Origin of the sequence: Kocuria sp. WRN011, assembly GCF_002295155.1 — a bacterium.
GTDB classification, from domain to species: domain Bacteria; phylum Actinomycetota; class Actinomycetes; order Actinomycetales; family Micrococcaceae; genus Kocuria; species Kocuria carniphila.
This window is the reverse complement of the sequence record NZ_NSGI01000005.1, coordinates 260,057-280,300: the sequence shown is the minus strand read 5'-3', so window position 1 is coordinate 280,300 and position 20,244 is coordinate 260,057. Positions and strand designations below refer to the sequence as shown.

Annotated in this window: 17 protein-coding genes and 1 tRNA gene; 9 read left to right on the top strand and 9 right to left on the bottom strand. The window is 64.7% G+C overall.

From position 1 onward, the window contains the following. Window position 1 precedes the first annotated feature (1 nt). Window positions 2–1,147 (bottom strand): ABC transporter permease, encoded by a 1,146-nt coding sequence (locus tag CKW39_RS09140; RefSeq protein ID WP_254049348.1) that lies wholly within the window; start codon window positions 1,145–1,147, stop codon window positions 2–4. Window positions 1,148–1,366: 219 nt separating this feature from the next. Here CKW39_RS09140 and CKW39_RS09135 point away from each other — a divergent pair, with 219 nt between their 5' ends. The 4 genes from CKW39_RS09135 (at window position 1,367) to CKW39_RS09120 (ending at window position 4,843) form a co-directional block, all read left to right on the top strand. Beyond that, window positions 1,367–2,683: a sensor histidine kinase gene (locus tag CKW39_RS09135; protein ID WP_095797813.1), complete on the top strand. Its 1,317-nt coding sequence runs from the start codon at window positions 1,367–1,369 to the stop codon at window positions 2,681–2,683. After that, a complete protein-coding gene (locus tag CKW39_RS09130) occupies window positions 2,680–3,297 on the top strand; it encodes a response regulator transcription factor (RefSeq protein ID WP_095797812.1) in 618 nt (205 codons plus the stop codon). The genes CKW39_RS09135 and CKW39_RS09130 overlap by 4 nt, the downstream gene beginning before the upstream one ends. Window positions 3,298–3,534: 237 nt before the next feature. Beyond that, entirely contained in the window at window positions 3,535–4,578 is a 1,044-nt protein-coding gene (locus CKW39_RS09125) for a glycosyltransferase family 2 protein (RefSeq protein WP_095797811.1), read from the top strand. After that, on the top strand, window positions 4,571–4,843 hold the full coding sequence (locus tag CKW39_RS09120; protein WP_095797810.1) for a hypothetical protein: 273 nt from the start codon (window positions 4,571–4,573) through the stop codon (window positions 4,841–4,843). Before CKW39_RS09125 ends, CKW39_RS09120 begins: the two co-directional genes overlap by 8 nt. A gap of 14 nt (window positions 4,844–4,857) precedes the next feature. Here CKW39_RS09120 and CKW39_RS09115 read toward each other — a convergent pair whose 3' ends face one another. From CKW39_RS09115 to CKW39_RS09100, 4 genes are all read right to left on the bottom strand, one after another. Continuing rightward, the gene (locus CKW39_RS09115; RefSeq protein ID WP_095797809.1) at window positions 4,858–5,337 is read right to left on the bottom strand and encodes a hypothetical protein; all 480 of its coding nucleotides are present in this window, start codon (window positions 5,335–5,337) and stop codon (window positions 4,858–4,860) included. A 60-nt stretch (window positions 5,338–5,397) separates the two neighbouring features. After that, window positions 5,398–5,616, bottom strand: coding sequence for a YbdD/YjiX family protein (locus CKW39_RS09110; protein WP_202976195.1), 219 nt, complete (start codon window positions 5,614–5,616; stop codon window positions 5,398–5,400). Continuing rightward, window positions 5,616–7,904, bottom strand: a complete 2,289-nt coding sequence (locus tag CKW39_RS09105; RefSeq protein WP_095797807.1) for a carbon starvation CstA family protein — start codon at window positions 7,902–7,904, stop codon at window positions 5,616–5,618. The genes CKW39_RS09110 and CKW39_RS09105 overlap by 1 nt, the downstream gene beginning before the upstream one ends. 120 nt (window positions 7,905–8,024) lie before the next feature. Then, window positions 8,025–9,008, bottom strand: coding sequence for an NAD(P)H-quinone oxidoreductase (locus CKW39_RS09100; protein WP_095797806.1), 984 nt, complete (start codon window positions 9,006–9,008; stop codon window positions 8,025–8,027). Window positions 9,009–9,209: 201 nt separating this feature from the next. Between CKW39_RS09100 and CKW39_RS09095 the strand changes: the two genes are divergently transcribed. After that, window positions 9,210–9,297, top strand: a tRNA-Ser gene (locus tag CKW39_RS09095). A 136-nt stretch (window positions 9,298–9,433) separates the two neighbouring features. Here CKW39_RS09095 and CKW39_RS09090 read toward each other — a convergent pair. Genes CKW39_RS09090 through CKW39_RS09080 form a run of 3 tightly spaced genes read right to left on the bottom strand, consistent with a single transcriptional unit; the run spans window position 9,434 to window position 13,150 of the window. Further along, window positions 9,434–11,128, bottom strand: a complete 1,695-nt coding sequence (locus CKW39_RS09090; RefSeq protein ID WP_095797805.1) for a phospho-sugar mutase — start codon at window positions 11,126–11,128, stop codon at window positions 9,434–9,436. A 28-nt stretch (window positions 11,129–11,156) separates the two neighbouring features. Further along, complete coding sequence (gene deoC, locus CKW39_RS09085) at window positions 11,157–11,813, bottom strand: deoxyribose-phosphate aldolase (RefSeq protein WP_095797804.1); 657 nt, start codon at window positions 11,811–11,813, stop codon at window positions 11,157–11,159. 41 nt (window positions 11,814–11,854) lie between these two features. Further along, complete coding sequence (locus tag CKW39_RS09080; RefSeq protein ID WP_095797864.1) at window positions 11,855–13,150, bottom strand: thymidine phosphorylase; 1,296 nt, start codon at window positions 13,148–13,150, stop codon at window positions 11,855–11,857. A 155-nt stretch (window positions 13,151–13,305) separates the two neighbouring features. Here CKW39_RS09080 and CKW39_RS09075 point away from each other — a divergent pair, with 155 nt between their 5' ends. The 4 genes from CKW39_RS09075 to CKW39_RS09060 all read left to right on the top strand — a co-directional run bounded on the left by CKW39_RS09075 (window position 13,306) and on the right by CKW39_RS09060 (window position 18,117). Further along, window positions 13,306–14,523 (top strand): NupC/NupG family nucleoside CNT transporter, encoded by a 1,218-nt coding sequence (locus CKW39_RS09075; RefSeq protein ID WP_095797803.1) that lies wholly within the window; start codon window positions 13,306–13,308, stop codon window positions 14,521–14,523. A gap of 39 nt (window positions 14,524–14,562) precedes the next feature. Next, complete coding sequence (locus CKW39_RS09070) at window positions 14,563–15,498, top strand: sugar-binding transcriptional regulator (protein WP_095797802.1); 936 nt, start codon at window positions 14,563–14,565, stop codon at window positions 15,496–15,498. A 103-nt stretch (window positions 15,499–15,601) separates the two neighbouring features. Then, window positions 15,602–17,263, top strand: coding sequence for a thiamine pyrophosphate-binding protein (locus CKW39_RS09065; protein WP_254049347.1), 1,662 nt, complete (start codon window positions 15,602–15,604; stop codon window positions 17,261–17,263). 77 nt (window positions 17,264–17,340) lie between these two features. Beyond that, a complete protein-coding gene (locus CKW39_RS09060) occupies window positions 17,341–18,117 on the top strand; it encodes a cyclase family protein (RefSeq protein ID WP_095797801.1) in 777 nt (258 codons plus the stop codon). A gap of 105 nt (window positions 18,118–18,222) precedes the next feature. Here CKW39_RS09060 and CKW39_RS09055 read toward each other — a convergent pair whose 3' ends face one another. After that, window positions 18,223–20,220, bottom strand: coding sequence for an FAD/NAD(P)-binding protein (locus CKW39_RS09055; protein WP_095797800.1), 1,998 nt, complete (start codon window positions 20,218–20,220; stop codon window positions 18,223–18,225). Window positions 20,221–20,244 lie beyond the last annotated feature (24 nt).

Here is a 20,244-nt window from a genome sequence, read left to right as displayed (position 1 = left end):
GTCAGTTACCTCCCAGGGCAATCATGGGGTCGACTTTGGCAACGCGGCGTACGGCGAGCAACGAACCCACGATGCCCAGCAGCAGCACGCCGAGCGCCGGAATGGCCACGGCGGCCAGCGAGAACAGGAAAGGAACGGCGGTGACCTGCGTGGCCACGAGCCAGCCCATCAGGCCACCCATGAGAGCGCCGATGATCACGCCCAGGCCGACCACGAGCGTGGCCTGCACCAGGGAGTCGCGCACCAGGTACCCGCGTGAGGCGCCCAGTGCGCGCAGTACGGCTACATCGCGGGTGCGCTGAACGGTCCACACGGTGATGAACGAAATCACCACGAGCGCAGAGATCCCGTACAGGAAAGCCTGCATGAGCATGAGCGAGCCGTTCTCGGAGGAATAGGACGGGATGGCCTGGAACGACTCTCGGGTCGTCTGGGTCATGGTGTCGACCCGCCCGTCCAGGTTGGTCGCGATCTCGTCCATCTGAGCGGAATCGGTGCCGTCCGCGAACTGGACCATGATCTCGGTCCCCACGGTGGCGCTGGGCTGATGAGCGACCGCCAGGGCGTCCGCATCGGTCAGCCACGCCACGGGCAGGTGGCTGTAGAACTCGTCCGCAACGAACCCGACGACCTCAAGATCCTTGCCGCCAATACCCACGGTGTCACCCAGGCCGATGCCCAGGTCCTCCGTATAGGACTCCGACAGCATGATCTGGCCGTCGTCGGGGCGGTGCTGACCTTCGAGCAGGTCGACCTTCTGCGCGAACATCGAATCCTGGGGCAGGCCCATTACGGCACCGGTGGTTACCTTTGAATCCGAGCCCACCTGCGTCAGCGTGACCACGAGCGGTTCGGCGTGCTCAACCGCGGGCTCCGCGGTCCAGGCGTCCAGCTGCTCCTGGGTGATCTGCGAGGTGGTGAACGAGGGCATTTCCTCCGTACCCTCGGCCGGACCGAACACGATGCGCTGCGCGTCCAGCGTTTCCAACGCGGCGGTGTTCTGCTTGCCCAATCCGTTGGTCAACCCGCTCAACATGATCAGGAGAATGGTGATCAGCGCGACCACCGACGCCACCAGGGCTACACGCCCCTTGGCGAAAACGATGTCTCTCACCGAGACGAACATAGGTACCTCCGGTCCCTTCATGACAGATTTCTTCCATTTCAGGTTCCCGAAAATCCCTCGCCGTCACATCGCGCATCCGAGCGACCTTCCGATGCCGTTGAGTTGAGTGCACAATCCACCTTTTGGTGGATCTGCCGCTCGGGTTCGCCGCGTATGCTGCGCTAGCGAGACCGACGACGCCGCCGCGGCGTCGTCATCCTCGCTTTGAGACCAGCGAACCGGCACGAAAGGCAGACTCAGGTGGAAACGACCTCGACCGCCCAGGTGCTGCGGGCACTGCGGCTGGCCCTCCACGTGAGTTTCGCGGGGCTGTTGTTGCTCGGCGTGCTGCGGATGGCCTCGGACCCGCCCATGAAGTTCGCGTGGTCCCTGTGCTTGGCGTGCTTGCTGGCTGCCGTGTACTTGGTGGGCACCGTGTGGGAGAACCGGTACGCCCACGGTCGCAGTGATCGAAATCCTCGATTCCTGGCGATTCCGTGGCTCGTGATGATCTCCGTGCTGTGGGGCGCCCTGGTCCTCATGAGCGTCGACTTCATCTCCGTGGTGTTCCCACTCTTCTTCTTGTTCCTGCTGCTACTGCCGCGGGCCGTCGCACTGGCCTGTGTGGTGGTTATGACGGGCGTGGTGGTGCTGTCCCAACGGCTGCACATCGGTGCCGATGAGTTCACGTCCGCCATGGTCTACGGTCCCGCCCTGGGCGCGGTGTTCTCCGTGATCATGGCTTCTTCCTACCGGGCCATGTATCAGGACGTGCTGCGGTATCAGCGCACGTTGACTGCGCTGGAAAACACACGTTCGGAACTGGCCCGCACCGAACGTGCCGCTGGCCAGGCCACCGAACGTGAACGCTTGGCCCGCGAAATCCACGACACGTTGGCTCAGGGGCTTTCGTCGATCGTCCTGATGTCCCGTGCCGCCAGGTCGTCCCTGTCCGAGGTAGACATGCGGCGCACCGATGAACGGCTGGGCACCATCGAGACCGCGGCGTCCGAGAACCTGGCGGAGGCACGGCGGTTCGTCCACAACCTCTCGTCCCCGGCCCTGGCTGTTCCGTTGGCCGATGCGCTGCGTCAGCTGAGCGAGCGAACCACGGAGCAGGCCCGCGCCCGCGGGGAAGATCTCACCGTGACGTTCACTGAGGACGGCGCGGGACAGGCCGAGTTCGCTCAGCAGACGGTGCTGTTGCGCGCCGCGCAAACTCTGCTGGCCAATGTGGCCTCACACGCACACGCTCGCCAGGCCGTGGCCAGCCTCTCCTGGTGGGACCACGAGGTGAGCGTGGACGTGGTCGACAACGGTGTGGGCTTCTCACCGGATCGGCTGCCACCCAGGGACGGGTCCAACGGTTTCGGTTTGCCCGGCCTCCATGAACGGGTGACGGCCGCCGGTGGAATCGCCACCGTTGAGTCCGCACCCGGGGACGGCACCGCAGTGACCGTGCGGCTTCCCTTGAAACCGCCGCGTCCGAATCCGGCGTCCAGCCTTGTTGACCCCGCCCTCAACAGCACGGAACCTCAGAGCTCCCCCGACAACGACCTCTCCGGAGAATCATCATGAGCACTCGAGTCCTATTGGTCGACGATCACCCCGTGGTGCGTGCCGGACTGCGGGCCGTGTTGGAAGGTCTCCCGGACATCACCGTGGTGGCTGAGGCACGGGACGCGCTGTCCGCTCAACAGCGATCCCGCCACGACGACATCGATGTGGTGGTCATGGACATCCAGATGGGCCCCGGGCCCACGGGCATCGATGCGACACGTGCCATTCGCGCCGCCGGCGGACCTCCCGTGCTGATCCTCACCACGTACGACACGCAGTCGGACATCCTCTCCGCACTGGAAGCCGGGGCCACCGGGTACCTGTTGAAGGACGCACCGGAAGAAACATTGCGCCAGGCAGTTCTCGACGCCGCCGCGAATCGCCCGGTGCTTTCCCCACAAGTAACCGCGCAATTAGTGATGCGCACCACAAAACCCGCATCGGCTTTATCGCCGCGTGAAATTGAAATACTTGAATTAGCGGCTACCGGTGCAAGTAATCGCAGCATGGCAAAGCAATTGTTCATCTCCGAGGCAACCGTGAAAACGCATCTAGTTCACGTCTACAACAAACTCAATGTGGACAATCGGACAGCGGCCATCGATCGAGCCAGACAACAACGCATTATCTGATACTTGTCCCCCAAAAAGCTGCTGTAACCTGGGGCGTTGTCCCCAGCAGGGTGGATTTTAGTGCACTACCAGCGCCTATACTCTTAATAACGAACACTGACGGGGATTGGGCTCTCGGTCAGCGATTCAAAGCGCACAGGGGACGCGCGAGTGCGGTGGACTTTCAGTAAGAAACCTTGGGGAGAGGTTGAGAGTCTTCTACGCTCTTTATCACACGTAGAAGGACCGATCACCAACATGATCGTTGCGATCATTCCTGCCCATAACGAAGCACAAAGTATTCAAGGCACCATCACGTCCTTGTTACATCAAACACATTCACCGGATCGTATTCTGGTGGTTTCCGACAACTCCACGGACAACACCGTGGAGATCGCACGGGCCGCGGGGGCGGACGTGATGGAGAGTGTCGACAACACGCACCGCAAGGCCGGTGCGCTCAATCAGGCCCTCGAGGTCGTCTCGACCATGAACCCACGGCATGTGATGGTCATGGACGCGGACACCGAATTGGCACCGCAATTCATCGAGATCGCCCTTGAGCGGCTGCGCGACCCGAAAATGGGTGCCGTGGGAGCTGTCTTCGGTGGTGTGGACCCGGAAGGCTACCTGCAGTACATGCAGCGTCTGGAATGGGCCCGCTACGCGGAGCAGATCGAACGCACCGATCAGACTTTCGTACTCTCCGGCACCGCGGCATTGATCCGCTGGGACGCCATGGAAGCGGTCAAGGAGCACTTCGGTCGTTACTACGACCTGGGCTCCATCACCGAGGACATGCGTCTAACGCTGGATCTGAAGACCGTGGGGTACCGCTTGTGCTCACCGGTCGAATGCGAGTCCACGACCGAGATGATGCCGTCGGTCAAGCTGCTGTTCCTGCAGCGCCGCCGCTGGTACCTGGGCGCTCTGCAGAACGTGACCGCCTACGGCTTCACACGCGTCTCGGCCCCGTACTGGCGCCAGCAGCTCATGCTCTGCCTGTCCGTGGGGCTCATGTCCCTGTATCTGACGCTCACGGCCATGTCACTCGTGTTCGGTTGGTTCGCACTGAACCCGTTCTGGCTCGCGGTGGGCGCCGTGTTCGCCGTGGAACGCACCGTCACAGTGTGGAAGCTCGGCTGGCAGGCCCGCTTCACCGCGGCGCTCGTACTCCCCGAACTGATTTATGCACTGATCCTGCAGTCCGCGTTCGTCGCGGCTGTCCACCAGCACCTCACGGGCCAGACCGGCTCGTGGCACCACGTAGAAGTAGAGGAAGGTACCGCCGTCAATGTATAGCGTAGATCTCACCCAGGCCATGCCCGTAGCCGCCGCAGGACTCGCAGGCGTGAGTCTCACCGTTTCACAGAACATCCTGTCCGTGGGTGTCCTCTTCTTTGCCACGCTCGCCCTGATCACCACGGTGCGTTCGGTGTGGTTCACGGTGCGGAAGCGCCGCCGCGGCCGTCACGCGGCCGCCACGGATTCCGCCGTACTCGACACGCTGCAGTACTACCGGAATCGTCGCATCCAGGAGGCACAGCCCCAGCAGCTCGCCGCCTAGTCTCTCAGCAAGGTCTAGTCGCGCAGCAAGGCTTCTGCCTGCTCCACGCATTCGTGCACGCTGGCGGCCCGTCGTTCGATTCCTTGAACGCGCGGGTCGCTTTTGCTTTCCTCGTCCGTCGAATTCGCCGACGACGCCGCGAACCGCGCCATGGTCAGCGCCTCCGCCGTTTGTGCCATGGCATTCCCGCTGCGGGACAGTTGGCGGTGGACGTCCGAGAGATAACCGCCTTTGGACGCGGGGATGTCCTGTGTTTCGGACGGCGCGCGACGGTGGGCCTCCATACAGACCTGGCGCACTCGCGGCAACAGATCCGCGAGGTCGTTGGCGATCGGGATCGCCCCGGCGCGAAGATCGGGGTCCGTCACGCCCTCCAACATCTGGTGGTACCGGTCCAGACCTCGCTGGAAACGGTCGTGAGCACGCCGCCACACGCCGCGACCCAATTCCTGGTCGTCGCGACGGGTAGCCACGTAATCGCGTAAGAAACCCACGCACTGCCCCTTTCATGCATGAACCGCCGCGTCCAAGACGCGGCGGTTCATGGTATCGCTTCAGCAGCACCGACCCTGCGGGTTGTGGTCCTGCCAGTCCTGATAATCCCTCCAGAACTCGCGTTCCGTCATGGGCTCACCGGGTTGTCCACTCGCTCGGTGGTAGTCGAGGTACTTCTCATACTTGTCCGCGCCCAGCACACCGTTGCCGAACCGGAGTGCGGAACGGGCCCATGACCGCGCAAGGTCCCCGAGCGGCGTCGTCCGTGAATCCGACATCAGTGGTGACCGTGTCCCGTGGGGACCCGCTGCTCGTACGGCAGTGCGTCCCATTCCTTGGCCAGGGCCTTCTCGGAAGGCGTCGAGAGCATTCCCGACGGCGCGTAGTAGCGGGACTCCACGGCCGGGTCCTCGTGGGACGCGCGCTGATGACCGCGGAAGGCCTTGACCATCTCGATGAACGCCATGGTCACCACGATGATCGTGAGGACCGCGAACAGGACGGACAGCGTGCCCTGCACCAGGGTGTTGCGCACTACGGCTTCCATGGCCTCCACGTTCTGGGCGGTGCCCAGGCTGGTCTCGCCGTTGGCCAGGGCCTCCTTGAAGCGGAAGTGGTTCGCCCAGTACCCCACGGTGGGATCCGAGGAGAAGATCTTGTGCCACGAACCCGTCATGGTGACCACCACGTCGAAGAGCAGCGGAATCATGATGATCCACAGGTACTTGAACCGTTTGAGGTTCGCTGCAATCGCCAGGCACACCGCGAGCGCAATGGCCGCCAGCAGCTGATTGGAAATACCGAACAGCGGGAAGAACGTGTTGATACCGCCCAGTGGGTCGGTCACGCCCAGGATCAGGATGGACCCCCAGCCGGCCACCATGATGGCCGTGGTGAGCCACGCCCCGAGTCTCCAGTCGGTGTCGCGGAACTTGGGAATGAAGTTGCCCAGGGTATCGGTGAGCATGAAGCGGGCCACGCGGGTACCGGCGTCAACTGCGGTGAGGATGAACAGCGCCTCGAACATGATCGCGAAGTGGTACCAGAAGCTCATCATGGATGCGCCGCCGATCCACTGGTTCATGATGTGGGCCAGGCCCACGGCCAGGGTCGGCGCGCCACCGGTGCGGGAGACGATGGATTCCTCGCCCACGGCGTCCGCGGTGCCCTGCAGTAGTTCGGGCGTGACGTGCACACCGGAGAGGCCCAGTGAGTTCACGAAAGCGGCGGCGCCCTCGACGGTTCCCATGGTCACGGCCGGGGACGAGTTCATCGCGAAGTAGATACCGCGGTCGATGGACACGGCAGCAACCAGCGCCATGATCGCCACGAAGGACTCCATGAGCATGCCGCCGTAGCCGATGAACCGGGTCTGGCGTTCCTTCTCGATCATCTTGGGGGTGGTGCCGGAGGCAATGAGCGCGTGGAACCCGGACAGCGCACCACACGCGATGGTGACGAACAGGAACGGGAAGAGCGAACCGGTGAACACGGGGCCGTCGGAGCGTCCCGCGAATTCGGAGACGGCCGGAACGGTGATCTCCGGGCGCACCACCACGATCGCGGCGGCCAACAGCACGATGGTGCCGACCTTCATGAACGTGGAGAGGTAGTCACGCGGGGACAGCAGCAACCACACGGGCAGCACTGCGGCGATGAAGCCGTAGATGATCACGCACCACGCCAGAGTGATGCGGTCCAGGGTGAACAGCTGAGCGCCCAACTCGGTCTCGGCCACCCACCCGCCGGCCACGATGGCCGCCATGAGCAGGATGAAGCCGATGATGGAGATCTCCATGACCTTGCCGGGGCGCAGGTAACGCAGATACACGCCCATGAAAAGCGCGATGGGGATGGTCATACCCACGGAGAACACACCCCACGGGGACTCGCCCAGGGCGTTGACGACCACCAGCGCCAGAATGGCCACGATGATGATCATGATCGCCAGGGTCGCGATGATGGCCGCGTAACCACCCACGGTGCCCAGTTCCTCGCGGGCCATCTGGCCCAGGGAACGACCGCCGCGGCGCATGGAGAAGAACAGCACCAGGTAGTCCTGGACCGCGCCGGCCAGGATCACACCCACGATGATCCAAATGGTGCCGGGCAGGTAGCCCATCTGGGCCGCGAGCACGGGTCCGACCAGCGGACCGGCACCGGCGATGGCGGCGAAGTGGTGGCCGTACAGCACACGGCGATCCGTGGGCATGTAGTCCTTGCCGTTGGCCATGTACTCGGCCGGTGTGGCGCGGCGGTCATCCGGGCGCGTGAGTTTTGCCTCGATGAACTTGGAGTAGAACCGGTACGCAATGAAGTAACTGCACACCGCGGCAAAAACGAACCAAATGGCATTGACCGACTCGCCGCGGGCAAAGGCGATCATGACCCACGCGAAAGCGCCGAGCAGGGCGATGCCGACCCACACCGCGATGCGCAGGGGCGTCCAGCGGGTTTGTTCGGCCTCGAGGACCTCGGGGTCCACGTGGTTGGGTGGTAGATCAGTCGAGGGGGATCCGCCCGGCTGGGGAGACCCGGCGGCGGGGCCGCGGTGGGTAGTGCTCATGGGGAAGCTCCGAATCTCGTGTGAATTCGCTCAGAATCCTTGGGGACTCCGCAAGCGGGATTCTATTCCACATGGCACGCATCACAAACAACCACGGCCGCCGCCGTGTCAACCCGGTTCTCACATGGTCAGGAGCACCTTGCCGATGTGCGAGCCGGAGTCGAAGTATTCGTGGGCCTCGCGGACCAGCTCCAAGGGGAAGGTCTTGTCCAGGATGGGTCGCACCTCACCGGACTCCACGTGCGGCCACACGATCTGACGCACCGCACCCATGATCTGGGCCTTCTCGCTCAGGGGACGCGAACGCAGTGTGGTCCCGATGACCGCGCCTCGCTTGTTCATCAAGCGGCCGATGTTCAGCTCTCCCTTGACCCCACCCTGCATGCCGATGATGGTGATGCGGCCGTTGTTCGCCAGTGCCTTGACGTTGGGCTCCAGGTACTTGGCGCCCATGACATCGAGAATCACGTCCGCCCCGTGGCCGTCGGTCAGTTCCTTGACCCGCTCCACGAAGTCTTCGTCCTCGTACTTGATGGCCGTGACTCCGAGTTCGGTCACAAAGTCGGCCTTCTCCTGACTGCCCACGGTGGCCAGCACCGTTAGGCCCAGGGCCTTGGCCACCTGAATTGCGTGGGTTCCGATGCCACCGGCGCCGCCGTGGACGAGCAGGGTCTCCCCCTCGCGCGCGGCCGCGGCCATGAACACGTTGGAGAACACCGTGGCTGCCACCTCCGGCAGTGCGGCCGCCTCCACCAGGTCCATTCCTTCCGGTGCGGGGAGCACCTGCGGCCACGGTGCGACGACCTTTTCCGCGTAACCGCCGGAATCCAGCAGGGCTACAACCTTGTCTCCCACGTTGAGTCCCGCCTCAGACGGCACATCCGGGCCGAGTTCGGCAACGGTTCCCGAAACCTCGAGGCCGAACACGTCGGTCGCGTCCGGAGGCACGGGGTAGTTACCCTGCCGCTGCAGCACGTCCGCGCGGTTGATACCCGCGGCAGCCACCTCGATCAGCACGCCATCCCCGGTAACCGAAGGTTCGTCGATCTCCGTGGCCTTCAGGACCTCGGGGCCACCCGATTCAATATCTCGTACCGCGCGCATGGATTCTCCTTCTCGCTCGTTGTCTACCTTCTCCCTCCATCCTTACGCGGATTCACAGTCGCGGCTAGATTCCGACGCCGCTCGGCCATTTCACCACGCGCGTCACCGGACCGAGCGGCGTCGTATTGGCCCTGCGCCGTGGTCACGTGGAATAATGACGTGTCGTTCGCGACCGCCCCCGCGGGCGGCCGCGAACGGTCAGGAAGGTTGTCCGAGCGGCCTAAGGAGCTGGTCTTGAAAACCAGTGTGCGGTAACCCCGTACCAAGGGTTCAAATCCCTTACCTTCCGCCCATGACGAAGGCCCCGGCGCTCCCATTGAGGAGTGCCGGGGCCTTCGTGGTCCGCAGCGATGATTTGTGGTTCCTTATCCCCGATTTCTTACCTGATTTCGGTAATAGGGAACCATAAATCGCAGGCGGTGGCGCTAGAAGCCCACGGCCTGACGGATTTCGTCGCTGATCTGCTCGAGGCGAGATGTAGCTTCCGCTCGCGGGATCTCGGCGCCCTCTTCGACCGGCAGGACCACTTCCAGGTAGCACTTGAGCTTGGGTTCGGTGCCGGAGGGACGGACGATCACGCGGTCGTCGGCCTCGGTGCGGATGAGCACGCCCTCGGTGGGCAGCAGTTCGGGGCCGCCCTTGGACAGGTCCGTGTACTCGACCACCGGGGAACCCACCAGCTCTACGGGCGGGTTTTCGCGCAGTCGCTGCATGCCCTGCGGGATCAATTCCAGATCCGCCACGCGGAACGTCAGCGGAGCGGTCGCGTAGAGCCCGTGCAGACGCGCGAGCCGATCCAGTTCACCCTGCACCGTGGCGCTGGAGTGCTTGAGCCGATCCACATACGAGGCAACGCGCACCGCGGTGGTGATGCCGTCCTTGTCGCGCACCGCGAGCGGGTCGGTGCAGTACCCAATGGCCTCTTCGTAACCGAACCGCAGGCCGGGTGCACGGGCGATCCACTTGAAGCCGGTCAGGGTCTGGCGGAACTTCAGCCCGTGATGCTCCGCAATCCGACCGAGCAGGCGCCCGGAGACGATCGAACAGGCCAGAGTGTCGCCGCTACGTTCGGGGTCCGACGCCGCGTGCTCACCCAACAGCGCGCCCAGCTCATCACCGGTGAGTCGCCGCCACGTGGTTTCACCGTCTTCCGAGGTGCTCGGAATCGCGATGGCACAGCGGTCCGCATCAGGATCCAGGGCAATGACCACGTCCGCGTTCTCCGCCGAGCCCAAGGCAACGGCGAGGTCCATGGCACCTGGCTCTTCCGGGTTCGGGAAGACCACGGTCGGGAACTCAGGGTCGGGTTGAGCCTGTTCCGGAACCACCGTGACGTTCGGGAATCCGGCGCGTTCCAACACGCGAACTGCGGTCTCCCCACCCACACCGTGCATGGGGGTCAGGACGATGCGCACGTCGGAGGGCTCAGCGGTGCCCCGTAGGGAAGCCGCACGGTTGATGTAGCCATCGAGCAGCGAGTTGTCCGCCCATTCCACACCAGCTTCAGCACGCGGCACTTCGTTGGCGGGCGGGGCCGCCGCGATCCGCTCGGCGATGTGAGCATCGTCCGGCGGCACGATCTGCACGCCGCGCTCGTCGTCCGAGTCCACCGCGCGACCGCCCAGGTACACCTTGTACCCGTTGTCCGCAGGCGGGTTATGGGAGGCCGTGACCATGACACCCGCGTCCGCCCCGAGTTCCCGCACGGCATAGGCCACCACGGGAGTGGGGAGCTGGGCGGACAACCGAATGGCTCGGCAACCGGCGGCAGCGAGGACGGCGGCGGCGTCGGCGGAGAAATCCTCCGAACCGTGGCGGGCATCGCAACCGACGACCACCACGGGCCGCTCCCCCACGCGTTCGGTGAGGAATTCCGCGAGACCGGCGGTGGCGCGAATGACCACCGCGCGGTTCATGCGGGATTCACCCGCGCCCACGGCGGCACGCAGACCGGCCGTTCCGAACATGAGCGGACCCGCGAAACGGGACGCGAGATCTTCCAGGGCGGCCTGATCATTCGACTCGGCACTGGCCACGAGCGCTTCGAGCTCGGCGCGCGTGGTCGGGTCCGGATCCTGTTCGATCCAGCTGCGGACAGACGATAAGAGTTCAGCGGTCATGCGTACCTCCGCGGGGTGAGCGGTTGAATCAGTCGGACAGGCCGTCGAGCACGGCGCGCGAGCCGGAGAGGCCCAGGCGGGTGGCCCCGGCCTCAACCATGGCCAGCGCCGTGGCAGTATCGCGGATGCCACCGGAGGCCTTGACGCCCAAGCGGCCGCCCACGGTGTCCGCCATGAGACGCACGGCCTCGACCGACGCTCCGCCGGCCGGGTGGAAGCCCGTGGAGGTCTTCACGAAGTCCGCGCCAGCAGCCTCGGAGGCCTTGCACGCGGCCACGATCTCGTCATCGGTGAGTGCTGCGGACTCGATGATGACCTTGAGCACCACGTTCGACGGGCACGCCTCGCGCACCGCGGCGATCTCCGCCTGCACGCCGTCCCAGTCGCCGACCTTGGCCAGACCCAGGTTGATGACCATGTCCACTTCGTCCACGCCCGCGGCCACAGAATCCGCGGCCTCTGCAGCCTTCACGGCAGCGGCGTGCGCGCCGGACGGGAAACCGCACACCGTGGCCAGCTTGACGCCCTCGGGCAGGTCCACGTCCAGCTGGGACGGTGAGACGCAGATGGAGAAGGTGCCCAGCTCACCGGCCTCGCGGGCCAGCTCGGCCACCTGTTCGGCGGTGGCCTCCGGCTTGAGCAGCGTGTGATCGATCATGGTGGCCAGTTCGGCGCGGGTGGTCATGAATTAACTCCTTGGTTCGGTGAGCCGGGCGGTGGGTGAGGTCAGGAAATCCGGTCGAGCACGACGTCGTCGCGCGCGCCGGTGCCCTCGGCCGCCTGGGGATCGATGGTGTAGCCGCCGCGCAGGGAATCCAGCGCGCGGTCGAAACGGTCCGGGGTGTCCGTGTGCAGGGTGAACAGCTTCTGGCCCTTGGTGATCTTGTCGCCGGGCACCGCGTGGATCTCGATGCCGGCACCGGCCTGCACGGGGTCCTGCTGGCGAGCGCGGCCCGCACCCAGACGCCACGACGCGACGCCCACGGCGAGCGCGTCCATTTCGGTCATGACGCCGTCTTGTTCGGCAGTGACCTCGTGGGTGTCGGTGGCCACGGGCAGCGGGGCGCCCGGATCTCCGCCCTGCGCGGAGATCATGCGCTTCCAGGAGTCCATGGCGCGGCCGTCCTTGAGGGCTTCCTCCACGTCCGGGTCCTTGACGCCGGCGGCCTCAAGCATTTCCTTGGCCAGGGCAACGGTCAAACGAACGACGTCGCTCGGGCCGCCACCTGCCAAGACCTCCACGGACTCGCGGACCTCCAGGGCGTTGCCCACGGTCAGGCCCAGCGGGCGGGACATATCGGTCAGCAGCGCCACGGTGTTCACGTCGGCGTCGGTGCCGAGGTCGACCATGGTGCGTGCGAGTTCACGGGCGTCCGCTTCCTTCTTCATGAACGCACCGGGGCCCACCTTGACGTCCAGCACCAGGGCGCCGGTGCCCTCGGCGATCTTCTTGGACATGATCGAGGAGGCAATCAGCGGGATGCAGTCCACGGTGGAGGTGATGTCGCGCAGGGCGTAGAGCTTCTTGTCCGCGGGAGCCAGGCCGGAACCTGCGGCGCAAATGACAGCGCCCACGTCTTCCAGGATCTCCATCATGCGGTCATTGCTGAGGTCAGCCTGCCAGCCCGGGATGGCTTCGAGCTTGTCCAGGGTGCCACCGGTGTGGCCCAACCCGCGGCCGGACAGCTGCGGAACCGCCACGCCGTAGGACGCGACCAGGGGTGCCAGCGGAAGGGTGATCTTGTCGCCCACGCCACCGGTGGAGTGCTTGTCGGTGGTGGCCTTGGACAGGGCGTTGAAGTTCATGGTTTCGCCGGAGTTGATCATGGCCTGGGTCCAGCGGGCGATCTCCTCGCGGTCCATGCCGTTGAGGAAGATGGCCATGGCCAGTGCGGACATCTGCTCATCCGCGACAACCCCGCGGGTGTAGGCGTCCACCACCCAGTCGATGGCGTCCATGGGCAACTTCTGACGGTCTCGTTTGATACGGATGACATCTACAGCGTCGTAGGCCTCGACCACCGCGATCACTCCCTCGGGATTGGGGTTCGAAAACTCGTGTTCCTGGCTTGTGGAACCGGTGTTCACATCCTAAGCTGCTCATGAGAAATTTTGTCAATCACTCCTTTGACAAATGTTCGCGCCGACACGGCGCCCCATGTGAAGGCAGGATCATCGTGGATCGCTTCCAAGGCCTGATTGGCATTGTGCTCATTCTGGGCCTCATCATTCTTCTCTCCAGACACCGCAGCGCCATCAAGTGGCGCACCCTAGCGGTGGGCCTGGCCCTTCAGGTGGGCGTAGCCCTGCTGATCCTGAAATGGGGGCCCGGTTTCGAGGCCCTCAAGTGGTTCTCCGGTCTGGTGCAGGGACTCATCTCGTTCACCGATCAGGGCACATCGTTCGTGTTCGGCGGCCTGTTCGGGGAGAACAGTGGATTCGTCTTCGCCCTGAACGTGCTGCCCGTGATCATCTTCCTGGGTGCGCTCATCGGTGCGCTGTACTACCTGCGCGTGGTTCAGCTCTTCGTGCACCTGCTGGGTACCGCGCTCAACAAGATCATGGGCACGTCCAAGATCGAATCCGTCTTCGCCTCTACCGTGATCTTCCTGGGGCAGAGCGAAGCCCCGCTGATGATCAAGCCGTACATCAGCAAGCTCACCCGCTCCGAGCTTTTCGCGTGCATGACCGGTGGTTTCGCCGCCGTGGCCGGTTCCACCCTGGTGGGTTACTCGCTGCTGGGCGCGCCACTGCCCTATCTTCTGGCCGCGGCCGTGATGAACGCCCCGGGTTCGTTGCTCGTGGCCAAGGCCATGATGCCCGAAACCGAGAAGTCCGTGGCCTCCGTCAATGTGCTCAAGGTGCGCGACACCGAGTCCAAGAACCTCATCGACGCCATCGGCACCGGCGCCATGAGCGGCGGCAAAATCGCCGTGATCGTGGGCTGCCTGCTCATCGCATTCATCGCCCTGATCGGCATGGTCTCCGCAGTGCTCGGTTGGTTCGGTGGCCTGTTCGGTTTCGAGGGCTGGTCCCTGGAGGGCCTGTTCGGCATCATCTTCGCCCCGCTCGCGTGGGCGCTGGGCGTGCCTTGGAACGACGCCGCCATGGTCGGCAACTTCATCGGCCAGAAGACCATTCTCAACGAGTTCGTGGGCTACACGTCGTTCGGTCCGGAGATCCCCAACATGGATCCCCAGTCCGTGCTGATCACCACGTTTGCTCTGGCCGGTTTCGCCAACCTGTCCTCGATCGCCATCCAGATCGGTTCGATCGGCGGTCTGGCACCGGATCGCCGCGGCGACGTGGCGCAGATGGGTCTGTTCGCTCTGCTGGGTGGCTTCCTGACCAACATGCTCAACGCTGCACTGGTGGGCGTGATTCTGGGGCTTTGATCCCCGCTGATCACCACCTTTCACGAACGAGAGACCCCCATGTCATTGAGCCCCAGAGATATCCAGGGACTGAGCGCCGCGCGCCTCTACTACGAGCGCGGCCTGTCCCAGGGAGATGTGGCCCGTGAACTGGGGGTCTCTCGTCCAACCGTCTCCAAACTGATCCAGCACGCCAAGGATCGCGGTTTCGTGACCATTGAGATTCACGACCCCCGTCAGGTGTCCACGGCGGTGGCTGATCAGCTGCGCGAGCGTTTCGGCCTGGCCGAGGCCCGAGTCATCACCAGTCAGCCCACGGACGAGGAGCTGGTCCGCGAGTTAGGTGCCGTGGGCGCCCTCATGCTCGAGGAAAACGTTGCCGACGGCGATCTGGTCGGGATCACGTGGGGCCGCACCTTGCACGCGGTGGCCCGGTCCCTCAAGCACCAGAACTGTCACGGGGTGCAGGTGGTTCAGCTCAAGGGTGGGGCCACGCTGACCTCCCGTTCCACGAGTCACTACGAGACCATCCGGTTGTTCTGCGAAGCGTTCAACGCCTACCCGCAGACCCTGCCCCTCCCGGTCATCTTCGACAACGCAGAGGTCAAACGGGTGGTCGAGGAAGATCGGCACATCAAACACATCCTGGACCTGGGCAGGGACGCCCAGACCGCCATCTTCACGGTGGGCACCATGAGCCCGGAATCCACGTTGTTGAAACTCGGTTACCTCTCCGAGGCCGAACAAACTGCCCTGTTGGACAACGCCGTGGGCGACATCTGCTCACGCTTCATCGATGAGCAGGGAGAGCCATGCCTGCCGGAGCTCGAGGAACGCACGGTGGCGGTGTCCCTGCAGAACCTGCGTGCTAAACAAACCCGAATCTGCGTGGCCGGTGGACAACAAAAGGTTCGCCCCTTGAAGGCCGCTCTGGGCGCCGGATACGTGTCCCACCTGGTCACCGACGAGGACACCGCCCGGGCCGTTCTCGCCTGATCCGACACCGTTCTGCGGCTGGTTCTGCGCGTCGGTGGCGTGTGTCATATTGGGCTCAAGACCCCGTAATGACGCGCGGGTCATGATGCACAAGGAGAACTCCGTGGCCCCTTCCGGCACCCGCCCCGTGGCCCATGTGGTGGGCACTGTTCTGGCCGAGCTGGGCGCCGGTCACTGCTTTGGCGTGGTGGGGAGCGGGAATTTCGAGATGACCGCGGCGCTGCGCCGGGCAGGTGTCCCGTTCACCGCGGCACGCCACGAGGGTGGGGCGGCCATGATGGCGGACGGGTTTGCCCGGATGTCCGGTCGCGTTGCGGTGCTGTCCACTCACCAGGGCTGCGGGCTCACCAATGCGCTCACGGGCATCGCCGAGGCCGCCAAGAGCAGAACACCTTTGATCGTGCTCACCGCGGACACGGCGAGCGCTGCGGTGCGATCGAACTTCAACGTGGACCAAGACGCTCTCGCCCGCAGTGTGAGTGCCGTCCCGGAGCGCGTCCACTCCCCCGCGAGCGCCGTAGCCGATGTGGTGCGGGCTTACCGAACGACCCTGACAGAACGACGGACCGTGGTGCTGTCGGTTCCCACGGACATTCAACAGGCCAAGGTTGACTTCGACCCCGCTTTACTTCCCACGGTGTCCACCGCGCAGCCGGTTCGCCCCTCACGGCAGGCCGTGGCCGAACTCGCGCAACTCATCACCAAAGCCAAGAAACCCGTATTCGTGGCCGGTCGCGGCGCACGTCATGCGGCTGACCAGCTGAGGGAACTGGCCGAAGCGTCCGGCGCACTTTTGGCCACGTCTGCTGTGGCTCACGGGCTGTTCCACGATGACCCGTTCAACCTGGGCATCTCGGGTGGTTTCTCCTCCCCCTTCACAGCGGCCACTGTTGCCGACGCGGATTTGATCGTCGGGTGGGGCTGCGCCTTGAACATGTGGACCATGCGGCACGGATCCCTGATCGGCCCGGAAGCGACGGTCGTTCAAGTGGATACGGACCTGGACGCCCTGGGTGCCAACCGCCCCATCGACCTCGGAGTGCTCGGTGACTGCGCGGAATCCGCAACTGACGTGACCAAGGCTCTGAGCGGCGTCGGCGGCGATACGTGGCGAACCCCTGAAATGGCACAGCGGATCAAGTCGCATGCGCGGTGGGCCAGCGAGGCGATCGAGGACCTTTCCACGGAGACCCACATCGACCCGCGCGTGTTCTCGCGTGAGGTCGACAAGCTTCTGCCGGTTGAACGGGTGGTTTCCGTGGATTCGGGCAACTTCATGGGATACCCCAGTGCGTATCTGGACGTGCCGGACGAATTCGGCTTCTGCTTCACGCAGGCGTTCCAGTCCATTGGCCTGGGGTTGGGAACCGCCATCGGAGCGGCAATCGCGCAACCTGAGCGGCTCCCCGTGCTCGCGACCGGAGACGGCGGCTTTCTCATGGCCATCTCCGAACTGGAAACGGCCGTGCGCCTGGGGCTACCCCTGGTGGTGCTGGTCTACAACGACTCCGCGTACGGGGCCGAGATCCATCATTTCGATCAGGCCTCGAACAAGGACCTTGAAACGGTGACCTTCCCGGACACGGACATCGCTGCGATCGCCCGAGGCTACGGTGCCCACGGAGTGACCGTGCGGACGGTCGCCGATCTGTCCGGTATCACCGACTGGCTCAATGGAGCGCGCGATACCCTGCTGGTCGTGGACGCGCGCATCGCCTCGGACGGCGGAGCCTGGTGGCTCGCTGAAGCGTTCAAGGGCCACTGAGCACCCCGCACCATCAACCGATCCTTTCCGTCAGCAGACATCCGTCACCATTCATAGGCATAGACAAGGAGCACGCCGTGGGCGTCATCTCGCAACTCACCCGGGCACTGACCGATCAGCAGGTTCGATTGGTCGATCTCACCAACAAGCTCAGCGCCACCACACCCACGCTGGAGCTGCCGGAACCGTTTTCCAATCTGATCGACTTCTCACTGGAGGAAGTGTCGGCCTACAACGAGCCCGGTCCCTTCTGGAAACACCACAACATCCACACCGGTGAGCACATCGGCACGCACATCGATGCTCCCGTGCACTGGGCCACGGGTCGCGAGGGCAAGGACGTCTCCCAGATCGAACCCGCCCGGCTGATCGGACCGGCCGTGGTGCTGGACTTCACGGCGGAGGCCGAACAGGACGCAGATTTCTTGGTGGACGTTTCCCACATTCAGGAGTGGGAGGCCGAGCACGGTGCCATCCCGGACAACGCCTGGGTGTTGTTCCGCACCGGTTGGGATCGCTTCGCTCAGGATCGGGATGCCTTCTTGAACAAGGACGAGAACGGACCCCACAGCCCCGGTTTCACGGTGGAGTGTGCCCGTTGGCTCGGCGAGGAACGAGCGATCTCGGGTGTGGGTGTCGAGACTGTGGGCATCGACGCCGGAGCAGCAGGCGGCCTGGATCCCGCGTTCCCCATGCATTACTACTTGCTGGGTAACGACAAGTACGGGATCACCTCACTGCAGAACCTGGGTGAACTGCCACCCACGGGGGCGTTGTTGGTCGTCGCTCCCCTGCCCATCGAAGGCGGCACAGGCAGTCCCTCCCGCGTCTTCGCACTGATGGACGCTGAGTAGTTCCCTCGGGCAGTTAACCCATTGAGGGTTGACCGATTGAGCTCGGGGCCGCCGCCGTCCCAATGGCCCAGCTCGGGGCCGCCCGGGGCAGCTGGCCGGAGCTGGCTAGTCCGCCAGGATTGCCTGCGCCACCTGGTCCGCGTCCGCGAGGGTGCGGGCGCCCAGGTGCGCCGGCGATTCCGCTTCCGCGGCAATCGAGACACCCCACTGCACTGAGGACAGCTGTAGGCCCAGCACGTAAATCCCGGGTTCCACGGCGTCCTTCTCCCCCACAACTCGGTAGGCGAATGCGCCGGTTCCGAGTTTGAGACCGCCCAGCGCGGCGTCGCCACGGCGGGCGCTCGCGCTCACGTCCAGACCCGTGCTCGTGACGGGGCTCGCGCCGTCGCGCGTTTCCATGAGCTTGCCGCGCACCAAACCGCGCTCGTGCATATTGGACAGCAGCGGGGAGATGTTGCGGTGCACATCGTTGGCGGGCGACATGGCCTCGATAAGCCAGCGAGCACGAACGGGCGTATCGCTGACCCACGGCGACGCCGCCACGAAGCAGCCCTCGTTGCGGTCCACCACGAAGCGAGGCTCGGGGCCGAGGAACCGCACCACACCCGCCCGCGTCAGGGCCGCCAACTGCTGGATGCGCAACACGGGCGGACCCGAAGCCAGACCTTCCACGAAGGGCTCGAAATCCCGTCGCAGCTCATTGACCCAGGACGAGTCCGAGATTCCGGCCTCTGCCAGGACACACTTGAGCACGGTGCGGGCCGCGTTGAGAGATGAAATGGCCATCTTGACGGGGTCGTCCTCACCCCGCAGCGAGCCGTGAACGTCCCGGTCCAAATAATGCACCACCGCGGCGGCGTACTCATCGTGGCTGTCAAAGTTGACGTCCTCGAAAGGTCGCGCCAATCGTTCTTGTTGGAGCTGCCTGCCCGGCACCACGGAGGCCGTAACCAAGGCTTCGACGCGCTGGGACCAGCGAGCGCCGTCGTCATCAAGAAGGATGGCGTCCAACTTGCGTAAGAACTCGCCCGCGGGCTGGGTGAAGGCATCCGGGGAGGTGCGCGCCAGGACGCGGTAGTAGTTCCAATTCGCGTCCTTGCGGATCAGGGGCCACACATCGCGCTCGAACGACAGCTGTTCGCTGCTGGTATCGAGCAGGTTCTGGACGGCCTCGAGCGTGAAAAACCGAGTCTCCAGGGTGTGTGCGTAGTAACCCTCGAGCTGCGGCTTAGCGCGGTAGGGCGTGCCGCGGCGTGAGCCCGCGACGATGTGCGGTTCCTTGCCCGACGGCCGGTAAATCAACCGTTCGGGGTTGTTCTTATCCGGCTCGAACGTGCCGCCGCGGCCTTCGGTGAGCTGGGCGAGCGCGTCGCAGAAGTTCAAACCCATGCCGCGTACGAGCACGGTTTCCTGTTCGGGGAGGTCCGCCCACGGCGCATCGGCGGGCACGGTGGGCGGCCAGTACGTCAGACCGTGTTCGGCCGCACCGTCCACCAGTTCCTTCTGGCCGGGGCGCAGGTGGGCGTCCAAATGGCCCAGTGCAAGCACCACGGCATCCGCGGGGATCGACTGACCGCCCGCGAGCTCCACGGCGTAACGGTGCCGCGCCTCTTCGTGAACCCACGCGTCCACGGCCTCAGCGCGGTGGACGGTGAGGGTCACGTTGCTCGGCAGGTGGTTGTTGAGGGTCGTGAAGATCCACTCCAGATACCGCCCGTAGATGGCGCGAGGCGGGAAGTCCTGCGAGGTCAGCGCCTCCAGCGCATCGCGTTCGGCCTGATCAAGGGCGCTCACCGGGGTGATGCTGCCGTCGACGACGCCGCGCCGCCACCTGTCGAAGCTCATGTTCCGCACCTCGGCCAGCGGATCCACCGCCAGGGCGCCGTCCGGCGCGATCACCGTGGGGAACAGGGACGGGGTGTTCATCAGGAACAGCAGTGATTGATCGGTGCGCCACACGTGGCCGGCTCCGGGAGGGAAGGGGTCCACCAGATCTATGTGCACCCGGGCGCGTGTCTGTGCCGCCTGCGCCGTCAGCCGTTCCACCGCGGAGAGCCCTCGGGGGCCCGCACCTACCACTACCACTCGTCGCTGACTCACCATGACCACCAGGATAACGAGCCATCT